The organism is Euzebya sp. (assembly GCF_964222135.1).
GTDB lineage: Bacteria > Actinomycetota > Nitriliruptoria > Euzebyales > Euzebyaceae > Euzebya.
In genome coordinates, this window is record NZ_CAXQBR010000085.1 from 1 (window position 1) to 17032 (window position 17032).

Annotated in this window: 18 protein-coding genes and 1 pseudogene; 7 read left to right on the forward strand and 12 right to left on the reverse strand. The window is 71.8% G+C overall.

The window, feature by feature from the left end:
- Window positions 1–58: 58 nt before the first annotated feature.
- The 4 genes from ACEQ2X_RS18665 to ACEQ2X_RS18680 are packed head-to-tail and all read right to left on the reverse strand — an operon-like array spanning window position 59 to window position 4156.
- Window positions 59–940, reverse strand: a complete 882-nt coding sequence (locus tag ACEQ2X_RS18665) for a carbohydrate ABC transporter permease (RefSeq protein WP_370327366.1) — start codon at window positions 938–940, stop codon at window positions 59–61.
- Window positions 937–1983 carry an ABC transporter ATP-binding protein gene (locus tag ACEQ2X_RS18670; RefSeq protein WP_370327367.1) on the reverse strand — a complete coding sequence of 349 codons (1047 nt, stop codon included), beginning with the start codon at window positions 1981–1983 and terminating at the stop codon, window positions 937–939. Before ACEQ2X_RS18670 ends, ACEQ2X_RS18665 begins: the two co-directional genes overlap by 4 nt.
- Entirely contained in the window at window positions 1980–3287 is a 1308-nt protein-coding gene (locus ACEQ2X_RS18675) for a sugar ABC transporter substrate-binding protein (protein ID WP_370327368.1), read from the reverse strand. Before ACEQ2X_RS18675 ends, ACEQ2X_RS18670 begins: the two co-directional genes overlap by 4 nt.
- 14 nt (window positions 3288–3301) lie before the next feature.
- Entirely contained in the window at window positions 3302–4156 is an 855-nt protein-coding gene (locus tag ACEQ2X_RS18680) for a carbohydrate ABC transporter permease (protein WP_370327369.1), read from the reverse strand.
- 74 nt (window positions 4157–4230) lie between these two features.
- On the opposite strand from ACEQ2X_RS18680, the gene ACEQ2X_RS18685 reads away from it, so the two are divergent.
- On the forward strand, window positions 4231–5334 hold the full coding sequence (locus ACEQ2X_RS18685) for an alkaline phosphatase family protein (protein WP_370327370.1): 1104 nt from the start codon (window positions 4231–4233) through the stop codon (window positions 5332–5334).
- A 442-nt stretch (window positions 5335–5776) separates the two neighbouring features.
- On the opposite strand, the gene ACEQ2X_RS18690 is transcribed toward ACEQ2X_RS18685, so the two are convergent.
- Window positions 5777–6649 (reverse strand): formate dehydrogenase accessory sulfurtransferase FdhD, encoded by an 873-nt coding sequence (locus tag ACEQ2X_RS18690; RefSeq protein ID WP_370327371.1) that lies wholly within the window; start codon window positions 6647–6649, stop codon window positions 5777–5779.
- A complete protein-coding gene (locus ACEQ2X_RS18695; protein WP_370327372.1) occupies window positions 6646–6894 on the reverse strand; it encodes a DUF6457 domain-containing protein in 249 nt (82 codons plus the stop codon). Before ACEQ2X_RS18695 ends, ACEQ2X_RS18690 begins: the two co-directional genes overlap by 4 nt.
- Window positions 6895–6943: 49 nt before the next feature.
- On the opposite strand from ACEQ2X_RS18695, the gene ACEQ2X_RS18700 reads away from it, so the two are divergent.
- From ACEQ2X_RS18700 to ACEQ2X_RS18725, 6 genes are all read left to right on the forward strand, one after another.
- Window positions 6944–7852, forward strand: a complete 909-nt coding sequence (locus ACEQ2X_RS18700; protein ID WP_370327373.1) for a haloalkane dehalogenase — start codon at window positions 6944–6946, stop codon at window positions 7850–7852.
- A gap of 191 nt (window positions 7853–8043) precedes the next feature.
- Entirely contained in the window at window positions 8044–8709 is a 666-nt protein-coding gene (locus ACEQ2X_RS18705) for a hypothetical protein (protein WP_370327374.1), read from the forward strand.
- Window positions 8702–9139, forward strand: a complete 438-nt coding sequence (locus tag ACEQ2X_RS18710; RefSeq protein WP_370327375.1) for a hypothetical protein — start codon at window positions 8702–8704, stop codon at window positions 9137–9139. The genes ACEQ2X_RS18705 and ACEQ2X_RS18710 overlap by 8 nt, the downstream gene beginning before the upstream one ends.
- Window positions 9136–10026, forward strand: coding sequence for a metallophosphoesterase (locus ACEQ2X_RS18715; RefSeq protein WP_370327376.1), 891 nt, complete (start codon window positions 9136–9138; stop codon window positions 10024–10026). The genes ACEQ2X_RS18710 and ACEQ2X_RS18715 overlap by 4 nt, the downstream gene beginning before the upstream one ends.
- Before the next feature lie 65 nt (window positions 10027–10091).
- The gene (locus tag ACEQ2X_RS18720) at window positions 10092–10436 is read left to right on the forward strand and encodes a hypothetical protein (RefSeq protein WP_370327377.1); all 345 of its coding nucleotides are present in this window, start codon (window positions 10092–10094) and stop codon (window positions 10434–10436) included.
- Window positions 10433–10963 (forward strand): hypothetical protein, encoded by a 531-nt coding sequence (locus ACEQ2X_RS18725; protein ID WP_370327378.1) that lies wholly within the window; start codon window positions 10433–10435, stop codon window positions 10961–10963. The genes ACEQ2X_RS18720 and ACEQ2X_RS18725 overlap by 4 nt, the downstream gene beginning before the upstream one ends.
- A gap of 602 nt (window positions 10964–11565) precedes the next feature.
- Here ACEQ2X_RS18725 and ACEQ2X_RS18730 read toward each other — a convergent pair.
- The 6 genes and pseudogenes from ACEQ2X_RS18730 to ACEQ2X_RS18755 all read right to left on the reverse strand — a co-directional run.
- Window positions 11566–12858, reverse strand: a complete 1293-nt coding sequence (locus ACEQ2X_RS18730; RefSeq protein ID WP_370327379.1) for an IS256 family transposase — start codon at window positions 12856–12858, stop codon at window positions 11566–11568.
- 436 nt (window positions 12859–13294) lie between these two features.
- Window positions 13295–14521, reverse strand: coding sequence for an IS256 family transposase (locus ACEQ2X_RS18735; protein ID WP_370327380.1), 1227 nt, complete (start codon window positions 14519–14521; stop codon window positions 13295–13297).
- 123 nt (window positions 14522–14644) lie between these two features.
- Window positions 14645–15067 carry a hypothetical protein gene (locus tag ACEQ2X_RS18740; RefSeq protein WP_370327381.1) on the reverse strand — a complete coding sequence of 141 codons (423 nt, stop codon included), beginning with the start codon at window positions 15065–15067 and terminating at the stop codon, window positions 14645–14647.
- 145 nt (window positions 15068–15212) lie between these two features.
- Entirely contained in the window at window positions 15213–15953 is a 741-nt protein-coding gene (locus tag ACEQ2X_RS18745) for an integrase core domain-containing protein (protein WP_370327382.1), read from the reverse strand.
- Window positions 15954–16283: 330 nt separating this feature from the next.
- Entirely contained in the window at window positions 16284–16610 is a 327-nt protein-coding gene (locus tag ACEQ2X_RS18750) for a helix-turn-helix domain-containing protein (RefSeq protein ID WP_370327383.1), read from the reverse strand.
- A 71-nt stretch (window positions 16611–16681) separates the two neighbouring features.
- Window positions 16682–17032 (reverse strand): annotated as a pseudogene (locus ACEQ2X_RS18755) (hypothetical protein); the annotation flags it as partial.

Sequence of the window (17032 nt, forward strand, 5' to 3'; positions counted from 1 at the left end):
CCTCATCCGGGCGACGCGCGAGCCAGGCCGCCGCGACCACGCGACCGGCGTGTCGGGGTCACCGGCTGCGGAGGGCGTCCAGCAACCCCCACCGGCGGGCGAGGACCACCACCAGGCCGATCAGGACGGCTGATCCGAGACCCATCGCGAGGGTCAGCATCGCGGCGTAGCCGAAGCCGGAGAACTCGAAGGCGTGGTCGTAGATGTAGATCGGCAGGTACAGCGTCGCGTTCTGCGGACGACCGTCGGTCAGCAGGTAGGTCGGCACGAAGTTCACCTGGAGGGTCAGGATCACGTCGCGGATCGCGAGCAGCACCAGCAGCGGCGCGAGCAGCGGCAGCGTGACCCGGCGGAGCCGGGCGGCCGGCCCCAACCCCTCGAGCGCCGCGGCCTCGTACAACGACGCCGGGATCTGCCGACGGGCTGCCAGCACCACCAGGAACGCCTCGCCGATCGGCAGCAGCAGCATCAGCACGACCGCCCACCGGGCTCCCCAGGGCGTGGACAACCAGACCGGCTGGCCCAGCCCGACGGCCCCGAGGACCTGGTTCACCGGCCCGTGGAGGGGGTTGAAGGCCCACAGCGCGAGCAGGGCGAGGGCGATGTCGGGCACCACCGTCGGGGTGTAGACGGCGACGCGGTACCAGCGGCCGCCGGGACGTGGCTCGGCCAGCAGCAACCCGAGCGCCGTCGCCGCGAGCAGCCGCAGCGGCACCGCCAGCCCGACGTGGATCACCGACGCCCGGACGGCGGCGGGCAGGAACGGGTCCCGGAGCATCCGTCGCAGGTTGGTCAGGCCGTTCGGCGAGGGGGAGTTGAGCCCGGTCGCGTCGGTGAAGGCGTACCAGCCGGTGAGCAGCGCCGGCACGACGACGAGCACCAGGACCCCGAGCCCGTACGGCGCGAGCAGCCCCCAGGTCCGCCGGCCGCGCCCGCTCACCCGGGTCCCGCCACGCGCACCCCGGTGGCCGCGTCGAACACGTGGGGCCGCGCGCCCTCCCGGAGGGCCACGACGGCGGCGTCGCCGACCGGTGTGCGATCCGCCGGCGGGCGCCTGACCCCGAGGCGGCCGACCGGCGTCTCGACGTGCAGGACCACCTCGCTGCCGTGGTCCTCGCGGGCGACGACGTGCCCCTCCACCCCTCCCCCCGGGCTCGCGAGGACGAGGTCCTCGGCCCGCAGGCCGACGAGCCGTCCGGGCCCGACGGGGTGCAGCGGCCCGCCGCCGTCGACCAGCGCCATCGGCGGGGCGCCGACGAAGGTGGCGACGAACGTCGTGGTCGGCCGGTCGTAGACCTCCCGCGGGGTGCCGACCTGCTCGAGGCGGCCGTCGCGGAGCACCGCGATCCGATCGCCCATCGTCATGGCCTCGGCCTGGTCGTGGGTCACGAAGACCGTGGTCGCCCCCAGCCGTCGCTGGAGCGCGATCACCTCGGCGCGAGCGTCGAGCCGCAGTCGGGCGTCCAGGCTGGACAGTGGCTCGTCGAGCAGGAACGCGGCCGGTTCGCGGACCATCGCCCGGGCGAGGGCGACCCGTTGGCGCTGCCCGCCCGACAGCTCCGCGGGCCGCCGGTCGAGCACCGCGGACAGCTCGAGCTGCTCGGTGACCTCGTCGAGGCGGCGGCGCTGCTCGGCGGGCGGCATCGCGCGCAGCGCCGGCCCGAACAGGATGTTGTCGGCCACGCTCAGGTGCGGGAACAGCGCCAGGTCCTGGAAGACCAGCGCCACGTCCCGCTCGTGGGGTGGGAGCCGGGTCACGTCCCGCCCGCCGATGGAGATGCAGCCGGCGTCGATCGGCTCGACGCCGGCGACGGCCCGCAGCGCGGTCGACTTGCCCGACCCCGACGGACCCACCAGCACGAGGAGCTCACCCGGCTCGGCCACCAGGTCCAGGCCGTCCAGGGCGACCACGTCCGGGCGCCCGCGCCGGCCGCCGTGGACGCGGCGGACGCCCTGCCACTCGAGGCGCGCCGGATCGCTCACCCGCCGAACACGGCCTCGGCCGCCGCGATCATCGCCGCGATCCCGTCGGCCCGCCCGATCCGGCCGTAGAAGGTGTCGGCGAAGACGTCGTCGACCTCGCCCTGCGCCTGGGACCAGGTGGCGGTGTGCGGCAGCGACCGGATCGTCGGGATGACGTCGAGGAACACCTCGGCGCTCGCCGGCGGGTCGTCCGGCTCGAGGAACGCCGGCGACCGCGCGACGTCGAGCCGGGAGGGGACGGTGCGACCGCTCTCGGCCAGCACCTCCTGCCCCTCGACGGACATCGCGTGCTCGACCAGGCGCCACGCGGTCTCCGGGTCCCCGTCGCGCGTCAGGCAGTACGCGTCGCCGTGGAGGATCGTCGCGGGCTGCCCGCCCGGCGCGACGGGCAGCGGGGCGACGTCCCAGGTGAAGTCCGTGATGCCCTCCCGCAGCGTCGGCACCACCCGCCGGCTGTCCAGGTACATGCCGAGGCGCCCGGCGACGAAGCGCTCCTCGGCGCCCTGCGACTGCTCCTCGGCATCGGGTGGGGCGACGCCGTGGACGAGCTGGAGGTCGAGGAGGAAGTCGAGGCCCCGCGCCACCGCCGGGTCACCCAGGCGGAGGGTGGTGGGCTGCGACGGGTCGTCCACGAGCTCCCCGCCGGCCGACCAGACGAAGGGCGCGAGGCGCTGGAGCGACGGCTCGACGCCGACGCCGTAGCGGCCCTCGTCGGGGTCGGTCATGGCCGTGGCTGCATCGAGGAGGTCGGTCCACGTCCAGCCCGCGGTGGGGTGGGCGACCCCCGCCGCGTCGAAGGCGTCGAGGTTGGTGTAGACGACCAGGGAGGAGATGTTCTGGGGCATGCAGGTCAGCCGCTCCCCGTCGAAGCGGAAGGCGTCGAGAGGCGGGTCGGCGAGGTCGTCGAGGTCGATCGAGCTGCCCGCGTCGACCAGGTCCTGGACGTCCACGAGCACCCCCTGGGCGGCGAACTGGCCGTACTTCAGGTAGTTGACCAGGAACACGTCGGGTGGACGGCCGCCGGCGAAGGACGTGGTGAGGTTGGCGAGCAGGTCGTCCTGGCTCGCGACCGGCGTCAGCACCACGTCGACGTCGGGGTTGGCCGCCTCGAAGTCCTCGACCATGCGGGTGTAACCCGCGATCTCCGCGGGCCCGCCGAACAGGGTGAGCTCGATCGCGGTCCGGCCGCCCCCCTCCTCCTCCGGGCTGGTCGCGCTGCCGCACGCCGCGGCGAGCAGCGCCGTGGTCAGGGCGATGGCCAGGATCGCGGCCGCGCGTCGGCGGGCGGCGGTCGGTCGACGCACGCCGGGACGTCCGGTCACGGCGTCCGCACCGAGGTCGTCGAGGTCCGGCCCCGCAGCGCCGCCGCGGGGTCGTCGGTGAAGATGCGGTGGGCGGCGAGGAACACGCCGATGCTCGGGAGGGTGAACACCACGGCCCCGGCGAGGAGCAGCGGGAACTCGGTGGGTCGCAGCACCTTCAGTGTGTTCAACCCCAGGGGGAGGGTGAAGTTCTCCTGCCCGCGGATGTACAGCAGGGCGTCGATGAAGTTGCCCCAGTGCGCGGTGAAGGCCAGGACCGACACCGCCAGCGTCGCGGTGCGCACCTGCGGAAGGGCGATGCGCGACCACGTCGCCAGGGTGGACGCCCCCTCGAGCCGAGCGGCGTGCAGCTGGGCGTCGTCGACCGCGCCGAACGCCCACGCGTAGATCAGGACCAGCAGGGGTGTGGTGCCCATCAGCGCCGGCGCGACCAGCGGCAGCAGCGAGCCGATCAGCCCGGCGGAGGCGTAGACCTCGAACCGGGTCGCCCACAGCGCCGAGGTGGGCACCAGCATCACCACCACGCTCGCGGCGACCGCCACCACCTTGGCCCGGCCCTCCAGGAGGCGGATCCCGAACCCCGCCAGCGCGGCGACGACGACGGTCAGCGGGACCGCGAGGACGACCACGACCACCGAGTTGCGCAGGTACGTGCCGAGGGGCAGCAGGTCCGCGAGCCGGCCGTAGGCGTCCAGCGACGCGCCCCGCGGGACCAGCTCGAGGCCCGCCGGCGGCGGGGCGCCGGCGGCCCGCAGGCTACCGAGGACCAGCAGCGCGATCGGCAGCGCGAACGCGGCCGCGATGGCGGATGGCAGGACGTGGCGCCGCAGCAGCGCGCGGTCGGGGTGCATCAGAGGGGCGGAGTCTACGGCCGGGTGGGGCGACCTCGGACCGGCCCGGTGCGGCGGCCCTCTAGGCTTGCCGGGTGCCGAGCCCACCCGAGCCGATCAAGCCCGACTACGACGGCGCCTGGATCGGCGGCGTGATGGCCGCGGTCCGGTCACCGACGCCGCCGGGGTGGCTGCCCGCCGCCGCCGCCGGGGCGATGCGGGTCGTCGTGCTGGTCCTCGACGGGCTCGGCTGGGAGCTGCTCGAGCACAACGCGGCGCACCTGCCCACGCTCGGCGCGATGGAGGGGACGGCGATCACCTGCGCGGTGCCGTCGACGACCTCGACGGGGTTGACGTCCATCACGACCGGCTTGACGCCGGCCGAGCACGGGCTCCTCGGCTACCGGATCGGCGTCGACCAGGGCGTGCTCAACGTGCTGCGCTGGCGCATGGACCGCGGGTCGAAGGGTCCGCCGGCCGCGGACCTCCAGCCGGTGCACGCCTTCGGGGGCCGCCCGGTGCCGACGGTGGTCCGCGCGGAGTTCGAGGGGACCGGCTTCACCGACGCGCACCTCGCGGGCGGGCAGCTGCGCGGGTGGCAGACCCCGGCGGTGATGCGGACCCACGTCGCGGCCGCGCTGGCCGAGGGGTCCCGGGTCGTCTACGCCTACTACGACGGCGTCGACAAGGTCGCCCACGCGCACGGGCTCAGCGGGGACGCGTTCACCGCCGAGCTGGCCGACACCGACCGCCTGGTCGCCGAGCTGCTCGACCTGATCCCCGCCGACGGTGCCCTGCTGGTCACCGCCGACCACGGCCACGTCGCGGTCGGGCCGGAGGGGATCATCTCGACCGAGGCGGTCGGGCACCTCGTGCGCCGTTCCGCCGGGGAGAGCCGGTTCCGATCGCTGTGGGCCCGGACGAACGCGCAGGCGGCGCTGCTCGAGGCGTGCCGGGAGGCCTACGCCGACCGGGCGTGGGTGTTCAGCCGCGAGGAGCTGTTCGACGACGGCTGGCTGGGACCGGGCGGGCCCGCGCACCACCGACGGCGGATCGGCGACGTCGTGCTGGCGCCGTTCGCCGACATCGGGTTCTCCGACCCCGCCACACCCCGCGAGGACGACATGGCGTCGCGTCACGGCAGCCTGACCAGCGCGGAGATGCTCGTGCCGCTCCTCGCGGCCCGCGGACGGGCGTAGCGCCGTTCGGGGGAGTGACAGGGAACGGCCGGCGTGGCCGGTGCTGGCACCGACGTGGCTGGTGCTGGCGCCGACGTGGCCGGTGCTGGCCCCGACGTGGTCGTGCACCGACGTGGCCGGTGCTGGCGCCGACGTGGTCTGTCGCCTTCGTCGCGGCAACCGGAACGAACATGACGGACCTCCGGCGTGAGCGCGCTCAACCGGGACAGGTCTGTCTCCTTCGTCGCGCGTGCCGGCACAAACCCGACAGCCTTCCATGTGCGGCTGGCGCCGCACACTCCGGTTCGACGACCTGAATCGGCCCGCGCTCCTCGCTGGCGCTCGTCGAGCGGGACGATTCACGTGTCAGACCCCCTGCGTGGACGTCCCGCCCCTGCCTGGACGTCCTGCCCCGTGGTGGACGCCCCGCCCCGCCGTGGACGTCCCGCGTCCCGGCGGATGGTCAGGCGCTCGGTGGCTCGACCACCCGGTCGGACCGGCTGTAGACGGTGAAGGCGTCGTCGCGCGCGAACCCGATCAGGGTCAACCCGGCCCGGTCGGCGACCTCGACGGCGAGTGAGGTCGGGGCCGATACGGCCACGAGCGCGGGGAACCCGGCGACGAGGGCCTTCGCGACGATCTCGAAGGCCACCCGGCCCGAGGTGAAGAGCACCGAGCGGTGCGCCGGCAGCCGGCGCTCGGCGGCCAGCGCCCCGATCACCTTGTCCACCGCGTTGTGGCGGCCGACGTCCTCGCGGACGACCTCGATCGTGCCGTCCGCGGCCACCGCCGCCGCGGCGTGGGTCGCACCGGTGGCCTCGAAGCCCGCCTGCGCCGCCCGGACCGCCGGGGCGATGGCCGCGACGACCTCGGGGGTGATCGGGAGCCCCACGTCCGCCACCGACCCGGCGCGCGCCGTCAGGTCCGCGATCACGTCCGCGCCGCAGATCCCGCAGGCCGTCGACACCGCCGTCGCCCGGTGCCGGTGGACCGCCGCCCCGGAGCGATCCCGGGTGGCGACGTCCACGACGTTGAAGTCCCCCGCGTAGGGCCCCGACAGATCCGCCGCGGCGCCGCTGGCGATCACCTCCCCCGCACCGGCCCCGCAGTAGCGCATCGCGTCCACCGCGCGCGGGTCCAGCCCGCCGTCGGTGATGGCGAAGCCGAGGGCCAGGTCGAAGTCATGCCCCGGCGTGCGCATCGTCGTGGCGACGACCTGCCCGTCGACGCGGATCTCGAGGGGCTCCTCGACCGCCAGCGTCGCCCGCCCGCCGATCGCGTCGTCCCCGTCGTGGCGGCGGACCCGCACCCGTGCGGTGGGTCCGCGCGACGTCACCCCTGCGCCTCCTCGGTGCGCTGGACCGCCTCGATGGCGGTGCGGAGGTGCGTGGCCCGCTCGGCCGGATCCGTGCTGCGGCTGAGCGCCAGCCCGAGCCCGTAGGCGACGAGCGGCCCGTAGCGCCGTTCGGTGGTGTGGGCGACCACGCGGACCAGGTCGAGGACGGCGGTCCGCTCCTCCCCGCTCATGGCCGGGACGCCGAGGAGGTCGCGCAGCGCGGGGGGCAGCTCGTGGTCGCTCATGGCGCCAAGGCTAGTGTCCCGTCCACACCGCGGAGGACAGGAGCGAGCCATGCCGATCAGCCCGGAGATGCCCCACCCCACGCGCACCGTCGACATCGAGGGGGTCGACATGGCCGTCATCGACGTCGGGGAGGGTGCGCCGATCGTGTTCCTGCACGGCAACCCGACGTCGAGCTACCTGTGGCGCAACGTCATGCCGCACGTCCGCGACCTCGGTCGGCTGATCGCACCGGACCTCGTCGGGATGGGGCGGTCGGCGAAGCTGCCCGGCTCCGGCCCCGACCGCTACACCTTCGTCGAGCACCGGCGGTACCTCGACGGGCTGCTCGACCGCCTGGGGGTCACCGAGGACGTCACGCTCGTGGTGCACGACTGGGGCAGCGCCCTCGGCTTCGACTGGGCCAACCGGCACCGCGACGCCGTGGCGGGCATCGCCTACACCGAGGCGATCTGCGGCCCGGTGTCCTTCGACGACTGGCCCGAGGCCGGCCAGCGCGTCTTCAGCGGCTTCCGGTCCGAGGCGGGGGAGGAGATGGCCCTCGACAAGAACGTCTTCGTCGAGCGGGTGCTGCCCGGGTCGATCCTCCGCGACCTGACCGACGAGGAGATGGCCGCCTACCGCGCCCCCTTCGCCGAGGCGGGGGAGGGGCGACGTCCCACCCTCACCTGGCCCCGCCAGATCCCCTTCGACGGCGAGCCGGCGGACGTGCACGAGATCGTCGCCGGCTACGCCGGGTGGCTGGCCGAGAGCGACGTCCCCAAGCTGTACCTGCACGCCGAGCCCGGCTTCCTCTCCCAGGTCTTCGCCGACCGCTGCCGCACCTGGCCGAACCAGACCGAGGTCACGATCGCCGGCATCCACTTCGTCCAGGAGGACTCTCCCGACGAGATCGGCCGGGCGCTCAGGGAGTGGATCCTGGACATAATGCCTGGTCAGAATCCTGATCGCGATTCATAGTCGATCATAGCGAGCGGTCCTGGTGCGCGGTTTGACTGCAGATTTGACTGCAATCCGGTGTCATCGTGTGACGTGAGGGGTCCCTGCGTCTACTCCCCCACACCCAATCAACCCGTGATAGCTACGTGATCTAGCATTCAATGACGTGGTTTGACGTGGTTTGGCAGTCGTCAATGTGCGATGCTGACGCGATGACCGACACCAGCGACGACGGGACCGACACGATCCGCGCGACGATCTACACGCGCCGGCAGGATGCCGCGGACGCATGGGCCGTCGGTGTGGGCGGCGGCGACAGGCTCCGGACCATCCCCACGTCGCTGGCAGCCGGCGTGCTGGCCGGCTTCGGAGTTGAGGGGATCGAGCCTGGCGACGTCGGTCAGCAGCTCGCCGAATGGGCCGCCGCGTGGACGGACAAGCAGCCCTATTCGGTCTGGCGGACGCCCGTCGGAGTCGTCTCGACCAGCCTCGCGCCAGCAGACGAGTGGGAGGCGGCCGGTGACGATGAGTTGAACCGGGCGGGGACGGTGTGGGTCGTCCCCGGCTCCGGGATCGCCGACAGTGAGGATGCCGGCCGGCTACTCGCCACCCTCCGTTGGCTGCTGCACGTCGACATGGGCGACGTCCTCGCCGACGCCCGCACGGTGCTGATCGCTGAGGACAGCGCCACCGTCGTCCACGCTGCCGCGCTTGCCTCAGCCCGCGGAGTCCCCGTATCCGTGATCGATCGGGCCTACGGGATCCTGCGAGCCCAGGGGCTTGTGGTCAACGCCGAGATGCTGATGGCGTGCGCGGCGGGGATTCAGTGGGGCCAGGGCGTCACCGAACCCAACGATCCGGACCGATCGGATGCCTGACGCGGACGACACTCGCGAGGACGAGTGGACGCTCATCGCCAACCTGCAGCGGTACCGCGACAAGCTGCACGAGCTGCAGCGTGGGCACGAGACCCACCGGGCCACCGGCTGGTTCTACGAGCAGGACACCCACAAGGTGAGGGTCTGTCAGGACCTGACCCCGCAGGCGGTCCGCGTGTTGGAGAGTCTGGCGGCGCCACACGAGCTGCATGAGGGGTTCGTCGCGATCGTCCGGGCCGACGGCTACCGGCACGAGCTGCCCCGCGGCTACGTCGGCTGGCACACCGCCGCCCGCCGGATCCTCGAGGCGCACGCGCACGCCGGCTGGGCGCTCGCGCAGGCGGTCTGGTGCGCCGACCACATCGACGAACCGCCAGGATCCCCACCCGAGGCCTGGCGGGCGCTGACGCGTCTGGTGGGTCTGCGATGACCGCGCGAAGGGTGCTGATCATCGGCGACACACACGGGACCTGGGCGGCGATCCTGGATGCGCTCGAGCTGGCTCGGCGGGTGTGCGCGGATCGAGTCGTGTCGGTCGGCGACTTCGGGATCTGGCCAGGCGACGGCGAGGGCCTCTTGGACGCGACCGACTGGGCGTGCCTCAACCACGGCGTCGACGTTCTCATCGTGCCCGGCAACCACGAGGACTACGACCAGATCGACGCCGCCCCGGTCGACGACGATGGCATGCATGCGTTGCGGCCGGCGGTGCGGGCGGTGCCGCGTGGCCACGCGTGGCGGCAGCATGGCCGCTGGTGGCTCGGGTTCAGCGGTGCGGCGTCGATTGACGGGCCCGGTGGTACGTGGCCGCAGGTCCGCGGCCCCTTCTACGGACCATCCGGGATGGCGATGGGTGACCGTGGCGGCTGGTGGCCCGGCGAGCGCATCACCGACGACGACGTCGCCCGCGCGCACGCGGCCATCGACCGGGTCGAGGCGGACGGTGGCCGCGTCGAGGTGCTCATCACCCACGACTGCCCGCCATGGGTGCCGCTCGGCTACACCGAGCCGTTTCCGCTCGGCGACGAGCAGCGTCAGCGGATCGGGGCGGTCGCTGATCGGGCGCGGGCCGACTGGCAGTTCTACGGCCACCACCACCGCCACCGCGTCGACCGTGCCCCGTGGGGCGGCCATGCCGTCATGCTCGCCGCCGACCACACCCCCGAAGAAGGCCCGCAGTGGGTCGTCGTCGAGACACCCTCCGACCCGACCGAACCGATCAGCGGGCTCAGGCCCACGACATGGACCGTGGACGGAGCGTTGGGTCGGTCGGGCAAGCTGACCGCCGGCCCCCTCGAACCGCTCGGGACCCGATGACCGGGCACGCCCCTGACCCCCATGCGGAGGCGTACGCGCAGGCTATCGAGCGCAACCGGGGTCGCGTGGCCGGCTGGTACCGGCAGCTCTACTACCGGTCGGTGCCCGTCGACACCGTCGCCGTCCAGCTCGGCATCACTGTCGACGACCTCGATGCGATGATCGCCGCCGGCGACCTCGTCATGGTCGACGGGCCGGCGGGCCCGCGGCTTCCCGGCTGGCAGCTGACCGACACCGGGCCGCTGCCCGGCATCCGCCGGGTCACCGACGTGTTCCCCGGCGGGCCGTTGCGGATCTCGGGGTGGGCAACGGCCCCGAACCCGATGCTGCATGACCGGACCCCCGCAGCTGCGCTTGCCGACGGCGACGTCGTCGCGGTCATCGCCGCGGCCCGGGCTGTCCCGTCGTGACCGACGACGGCGGGGAGTCAGGCACGGTCGACAACCTGCTCGGCGACGCCCGAGCGGAGGTGGCGCGGCTCGTGTGGGCGGCGCGGGTCGAGCTGATCCGCACCGGCACCGCCATCCCCGCCGACCAGATCGCCACCATCACCGACGCCGGCATCAGGTACGTCCCCAGCTTCCAGGTCAACCTGGCCGCCGTCGACATCATCGCTCGGCTCCGCGCCTACGGGATGGACGACTGGGCGATATGGGACTGGGCCGAGACTCCGAACGGATGGCTGCACGGCCGCACCCCCGCTGCCGTCCTCGCCGAGGGTGACGTCGACGCGGTCGTCCATGCCATCGCGGGCATGTTCCAGGAGGACTGGGTGGAGACCGGAACCATCGACGACCTGTTCGCCGACGTTGAACCGGACGGACGCCGCTGGCAGCAGGTGCCCGCCCCACCGCCGGCGTCCACAACAGGCCGAAGTCCGGCCGCGGCGCCCGGCGCTAATCCTGCACGATCGTCTGATGCAACGGCCCCGCCGTGACGGGGTGGACGCGGCGGCCGTGCAGGTGTGGCGGGTCCGCAAGCGGGGGCTCGGACCGGCCGCGCCGGACACCACCGGGCGACGCCACGGCACGGGAGACCCAAGCAGCCAGCCGGCAGGGCAGGTCCAACGCGATGGAGGCTAAGGCGCTACAGATCGCCGATGTCCTCGGTCTGACCGCCGCAGAGACCAAGACGACGGTGAGGTCATCCCGCTGTCGTCCGCCGTCCCGCCGCGGCCCTCGCGGGCCGATCCCTGCTCGACGTTCCCCGCGACAACGGTCCCGGCGGCGTTCCACCGGGCCGTCGCCGAGGTCCTGGCCGTCGGCGACGCCCACCGTTAACCCCTACGCGAAAGGCGTCACGACTGGTCAGCGGCCTGCCGTAACCCGCGTCCTCGGCCTGCCCCCTAGAGGTCCACCCACCTCGGCGATCGACTGGCCCGTCCAACTTCGGGACGCACGCCCCGGCGAACCATCCTGTGCGCTAGCAGTCGACTTCAACACGCGGATTATCTGAAGTATAGGGAAGTATAGGAGGCGCGGATGGATAGCGGAGCTATTGTCAAATCTTGTGGGTGAGGCGGACGGCGCACCCGGGGGATCAGGCGGCGGTGAGCACCTCCTCGTCGATGGGGCTGTCGGTGCGTTCTTGTAGTTCGCCATCGACGAAGGTCGCGCCGGCGCGGACCAGGGCGACGAGCTCGTGACCGTTGATCCGCCGCCAGCGCTGCTGGGCGGCCAGCATCAGCTTGAACGCCATCGCGATCCCCGCCGCCCGGCTGCCCGGACCCTTCGTCACGCGCTGCCGCAGCCGTACCGTCGCGAACGTCGACTCGATCGGGTTGGTCGTCCGCAGGTGCTTCCAGTGCTCGGCCGGGAAGTCGTAGAACGCCAGCAGCACATCGAGGTCCTCGGTGACCTTCGCGGTGGCCTTGGGGTACTTGGCGAACTCCGTGGCGAAGGTGCCGGCGGCGTCGACCGCTGCGGCACGGTTGGCCGCGTCCCAGACCTGCCGGAGCAGCTCCTTGGCGCGGCCGTGCAGCCGCTTGGGCAGGGCCGCGAGCACGTTCGCGGTCTTGTGCACCCAGCAGCGCTGCGCCTTGGTCGTAGGCCACACGTCACGGATCGCCTTCCAAAGCCCGAGCGCGCCGTCGCCGACGGCCAGGACCGGCTCGGCCATGCCCCGGTCCCGCAGACCGCGCAGGATGTCGGCCCAGGACTCGGCGGCCTCCCGGTAGCCATCGGCCACAGCGATCAGCTCCTTGGTCCCATCAGCGCGGACGCCGACAAGCACGAGCAGGCACAAGGCGTCCTGGTCGCCGTCGGCGTCGGGCAGGCGGACGTTGACGTGGACCCCGTCGGCCCACACGTAGACGTAGTCGACCTCGGCCAGCGACCGCTTCGACCAGGTGATGTGCTCGGCCTGCCAGTCCACGGTCAGCCGCTGGATGGTCGAGGCGGACAGGCCGGCGTCGGTGCCGAAGAACTCCGTCAGCGCCGGGGCGAAGTCGCCGGTGGACAGGCCACGCAGGTACAGCAACGGCAGCACCTCGGTGACCTTGGCGGACTTGCGCATGTAGGCCGGCAGGATCGTCGAGGCGAACTTGTGGCCCTCGCGTGGGTCGTGGACGCGGGGCTTGCGGACCTCGATCGGTCCGGCGCCGGTCACCACGTCGCGGGCGGGCTGGTGGCCGTTGCCCACCACGATGCGGTGACCCTCGTGGTCGGTCAGGTGGGCATGGGCGTCGAGGTAGGCGCGGCGTTCGGCCTCAAGCGCCACGGCCAGCATCTGCTGGGCAGCCTGCCGGCAGATCTCATCCAACGTCGACGCGGTCGAGGGGTCGGTCAGGGCCGGCTGGTCGCCAGCCGGGGCGTGTTGGACTACAGTCAGCATCAGGCGTACTCCTCCCACCGGGCTGCAACCCGGCGATCTACTTCAGGACTTCGGGAGGGTACGCCGCCCTCGTTTTCGAACCTCTCATCCACAACATCTGGGTATAGCTCTGGATAGCGTCCTTCACGGCGTGTCCGGCCCGGGCCCATACGGTCGGCCCTAGTCGGGCATCCACGGTGGGCCGGGCCACGCCGCGGCGGCATCGCCAGGGGCCGGTATGGATCGCCCTGAGGTTCTAGGACCCCAGGTATGCCTCCAGGGCCGGACGCAACCAGAGGTGCCTCCTTGGGATGCGGCCGCACGTCACCACAGGTGTGGTGCATGTGGCGCCGCATGTGCGCCGCACGTGACCGCAGGTGTGGCGCGGTGTGGCGGTTGGTCGCGTCCCGTTGAGTGGTGGAAGTGGGAGGTCACCGCTCGTGAGGTTGGGGGCAGGCTATGCCGCGGTGGTGGCCGGCGTCACCTCGATCACGTCGTTGGTGGTGATGGTCTTCATCGATTCGTCTGAGAAGTAGCGGCGTTCGGCGACTTGCCACTCGTCGTGTTGTTCGAGCAGGACGGCGCCGACGAGGCGGAGGATGGAGGCGTCGTCGGGGAAGATGCCGACGACGTTGCTGCGCCGCTTGATCTCTTTGTTGACCCGTTCGAGGGGGTTGGTCGACCAGATCCGCCGCCAGTGGGTCTTGGGGAACGCCGCGAAGGCGGTCAGGTCGGCCTCGGCGTCGAGCAGCGCGTCGGCGACGTCGGGGAACCGGCCTCTGAGGGTGTCAGCGACCGCCCCGAGGTGGGCGTGCACCGCGTCGGCGTCGGCTTGGACGAAGATGGTGCGGATGGTGGCGGTGACCATCTCGCCGTGGGTCTTGCCGACCCGGGCGAGGACGTTGCGGTTGAAGTGCACCCGACAGCGCTGCCAGGCCGCACCCTGGAGGTGGCGGGCGACCGCCCGCTTGAGGCCCTCGTGTGCATCGGAGATGACCAGCTGCACCCCGGTCAGCCCGCGGGTCTTCAACCCGCGGAGGAACTGGCCCCAGAACGCCTCGTCCTCAGAGTCGCCCAGGTCCACACCGAGAACTTCACGGGTGCCGTCAGCGGCGACGCCGAAGGCGACCACGACCGCGCGGGACACGACCCGGCCGGCCACCCGCCCCTTGACGTAGGTGGCGTCACAGAACACGTACGGGAAGGTGGTGTGGGCCAGGGTGCGGGTGCGGAACGCCTCGACGTGCTCGTCGATCTCGCCACAGATCCGGCTGACCGTCGACTTCGACACGCCCGAGTCGACCCCGAGAGCGCGGACCAGGTCGTCGACCTTCCTCGTGGAGGTGCCGGTCACGTAGGCGGTCATGATCACCGCCCACAACGCCTGATCAACCCGGCGGCGCGGCTCGAGCAACGACGGGAAGAAACTGCCGGTCCGGGTCTTGGGGATCGCCAGCTCGATGTCACCCGCCGGGGTTGACAGGGTGCGGGGACGGTGCCCGTTGCGGTGGGTCGTGCGGGTCTCGGTCCGCTCGTGCAGCGCCGCACCGATCGAGGCGGTCAACTCGTCCTCGATCAGCTGCTGCAGGGCACCTTGCAGCAGGTCGCGGAACAGCATGCGGTGATCGTCAGTCAACAGCGTCGACGCGATCGCGGTCAGGTCGGCATGATCAGGGGTGGCCACCGTGTGGCCTCCTTTCGAGAGATCCGTAGGACGACCTCACGAACGGTTACACGGTGGCCATCACCGTCCCGGCAGCCGGACCCCTACTTCCACCACCCGGTGGGACGCCAACTGGCGGTTTGGCTACGGCCGCATCGCGTGGAACGCGGCGTCAATCGAGGCCTGTAGCACGTCGCCTCGCAGTACCGCGGCATCGCGCTGTGCTCGGAGGTCTGCGATCTGTTGCCTCAGTGCGGCGATCTCGCGTCGCGCTGAAGCGTGCTGCTGTTCAGGGTCCGGCGGGTCGTGCGGCTTCTCGACCCATGGGCCGTCGATGACAGCGCCGTTCAGTGCTTCTGGGCCGCAGGTATCGATGATGTATCGGCGTGCTGCAGCGTCGGTGATTTCCCAACGGTTTCCTGCTCCGCGAGCCGCCGGGATCGTGCGGTCCGCGATGCGCCGGCGAACCGTCTCCTTGCAGACGCCGGCCTCACTGGCAACGTCGGCAACGGTCCACCGGTTGCGCCGGCCGCCGCGGGATCTGCTCGGTGATTCTCGGTCCTTCACTGGACCACCCCTTCCGGCCACACGACGTACGACCGTGTGGCGAATGTGGCGATGTGGGCATACAGCGAATGTGGCCACATTGTGGCGAATGTTGAGGTGCTTCTGAGATAATGCGGTACGTCGGGCTGGAAACTCCCCACATCGGTCAGGCCGATTCGTGGGGTTGGGATCGACGGTAGGCGATGCGGGCGGCGCGTGCCGCCTTCAGCCCCTCCCGTCGCTTCTTGCGGATCTGCTCGCCGCGGCCTTCGTGCTCGTCGTCGGGGGTGACGTAGCCGATGGAGGCGTGCAGGCGGACGGTGTTGTACTCGGTGCGCACCTCCTCCAGGGCGGCGGCGAGGGTGGCCCGGTCGCGGATGCGCTCCAGGTGGGGCCACTCACCCTTGACGTGGCCGAAGAAGCTCTCGATGTGCGCCTGGTCGGTCGGGGTGCCGGGCCGGCCCAGGTGCATCGCGAGGGCGTGCAGGGCCATGAACTCCCGGGTGGTCCCTGACGTCATCTGCGGCCCGTTGTCACTGACGGCCAGCAGCACGGGCAGCCGCTCGTCGCTGTTGGGCTGGATCATCCGCTGCTCGATGGCCGGCATCAGTCCTTCGAGGGTCAGCCCGGCGGTGTAGGCGGCGGTGACGGTCTCCGCTGTCCCCTGGCCGTGGCCGCACAGCAGGGTGGTGATCCACTTGCGTGACACCAGATCCAGGATGGCCAGGGCGTCGGTGTCGGCGGGCATGAAGGCGCTGAAGTCGTGGCCCCACACCTGGCAGGGCCGGTACTCCACCCACTCCGGCCACGGCCGCTTCGGCGGTGTCGCCGCCCTCGGGGCACGGGCGGGGATGACCAGCCCCTCGTCGGCCAACACCCGCCAGAACGTCGACTCTGACGCCCACACCAGCTCTTCTCGGGAGCCGCGTGTGCGCCAGCTTGCGGTGCGACCGGTCGATGTCGGCCCACCGGTCATACACCGCGATGATCGCGGCCCGCTCGGCCGGCAACAGGGCATGCGGCGCCTCGGTGGGCCCGGGAGCGGTGTCATCCAGTGGGTGGCCGGCGGCACGGCGAGCCTGCCAGCGGCGCAGCCGGTCATCGCTGATCTGCAACACCCCGGCGGCGCGTCGCGTCGACCAGCCGTGCTCGGTGGCGTGGTCGACGAGGTCCAACAGGCCGGCCTTGACGGTGGCGTCCACACGGGCGGGGACCGGGCCGACGGTCAGTCCCAACCTCATTGTCCCCGGTACAGGTGCAACTCGACGGCCTGCTCGCACACCGTCGCGCGCAGCCGCTCGATCTCGGCGTGGGCGTCCTCCAACTCGGCGTCGCGGGCAGTCTTGCCGGGCCGTCCCGGGCGCGCCGTCGCCAGGCGGTCCAACGCGCCGTCCTTGGCGGTCTTGACCAGCTGCACCACCGTGGAGCGGTCCACGCCCCACTTGTCGGCAAGTTCCGCCTGGCTGCCCTCGCCGGCCAGGTAGGCCACCCAGATCTGGTACTTCTCCTGCGGCGTCAGCATCCGCCGCTTGCGACCCTTCGAGCCGCCGTTCTTAGCTGTCATGATCCACCTCCGGTGGGGTCAGACGACCCTTCCAGATGTGGGGAGTTTCTCAGCCGATCTTCCGCACGATCTCAGACGCAAAGCAGGACCGGCTGAGGTCTGAACGTGCGCATCTTGAGCCGACCACGCAGGTCGTCTAAGAACACCTCCAGACCTCGTCGGGTCTCGACGTAGCGAACAGACTCGCCGTCGATCCCTGCGGTGTTGGCACCCTTGTTGCTCCTCACCCGGTTCCACGCCACGACGAGGAACGCGGGGTCACACACGAGGTTGAACAGATCATCGAACCGGCGACCCCCTACCTGACATACTCCTTGTTGCCGGGTCGTTGACTGGAAACCAGCGAAGGGCGGGAGGAGTGTGATGATGATGTTGATGGCTGCAGAGGACGACGGCGAGGACACCGAGGTCCAGCGTGCCCG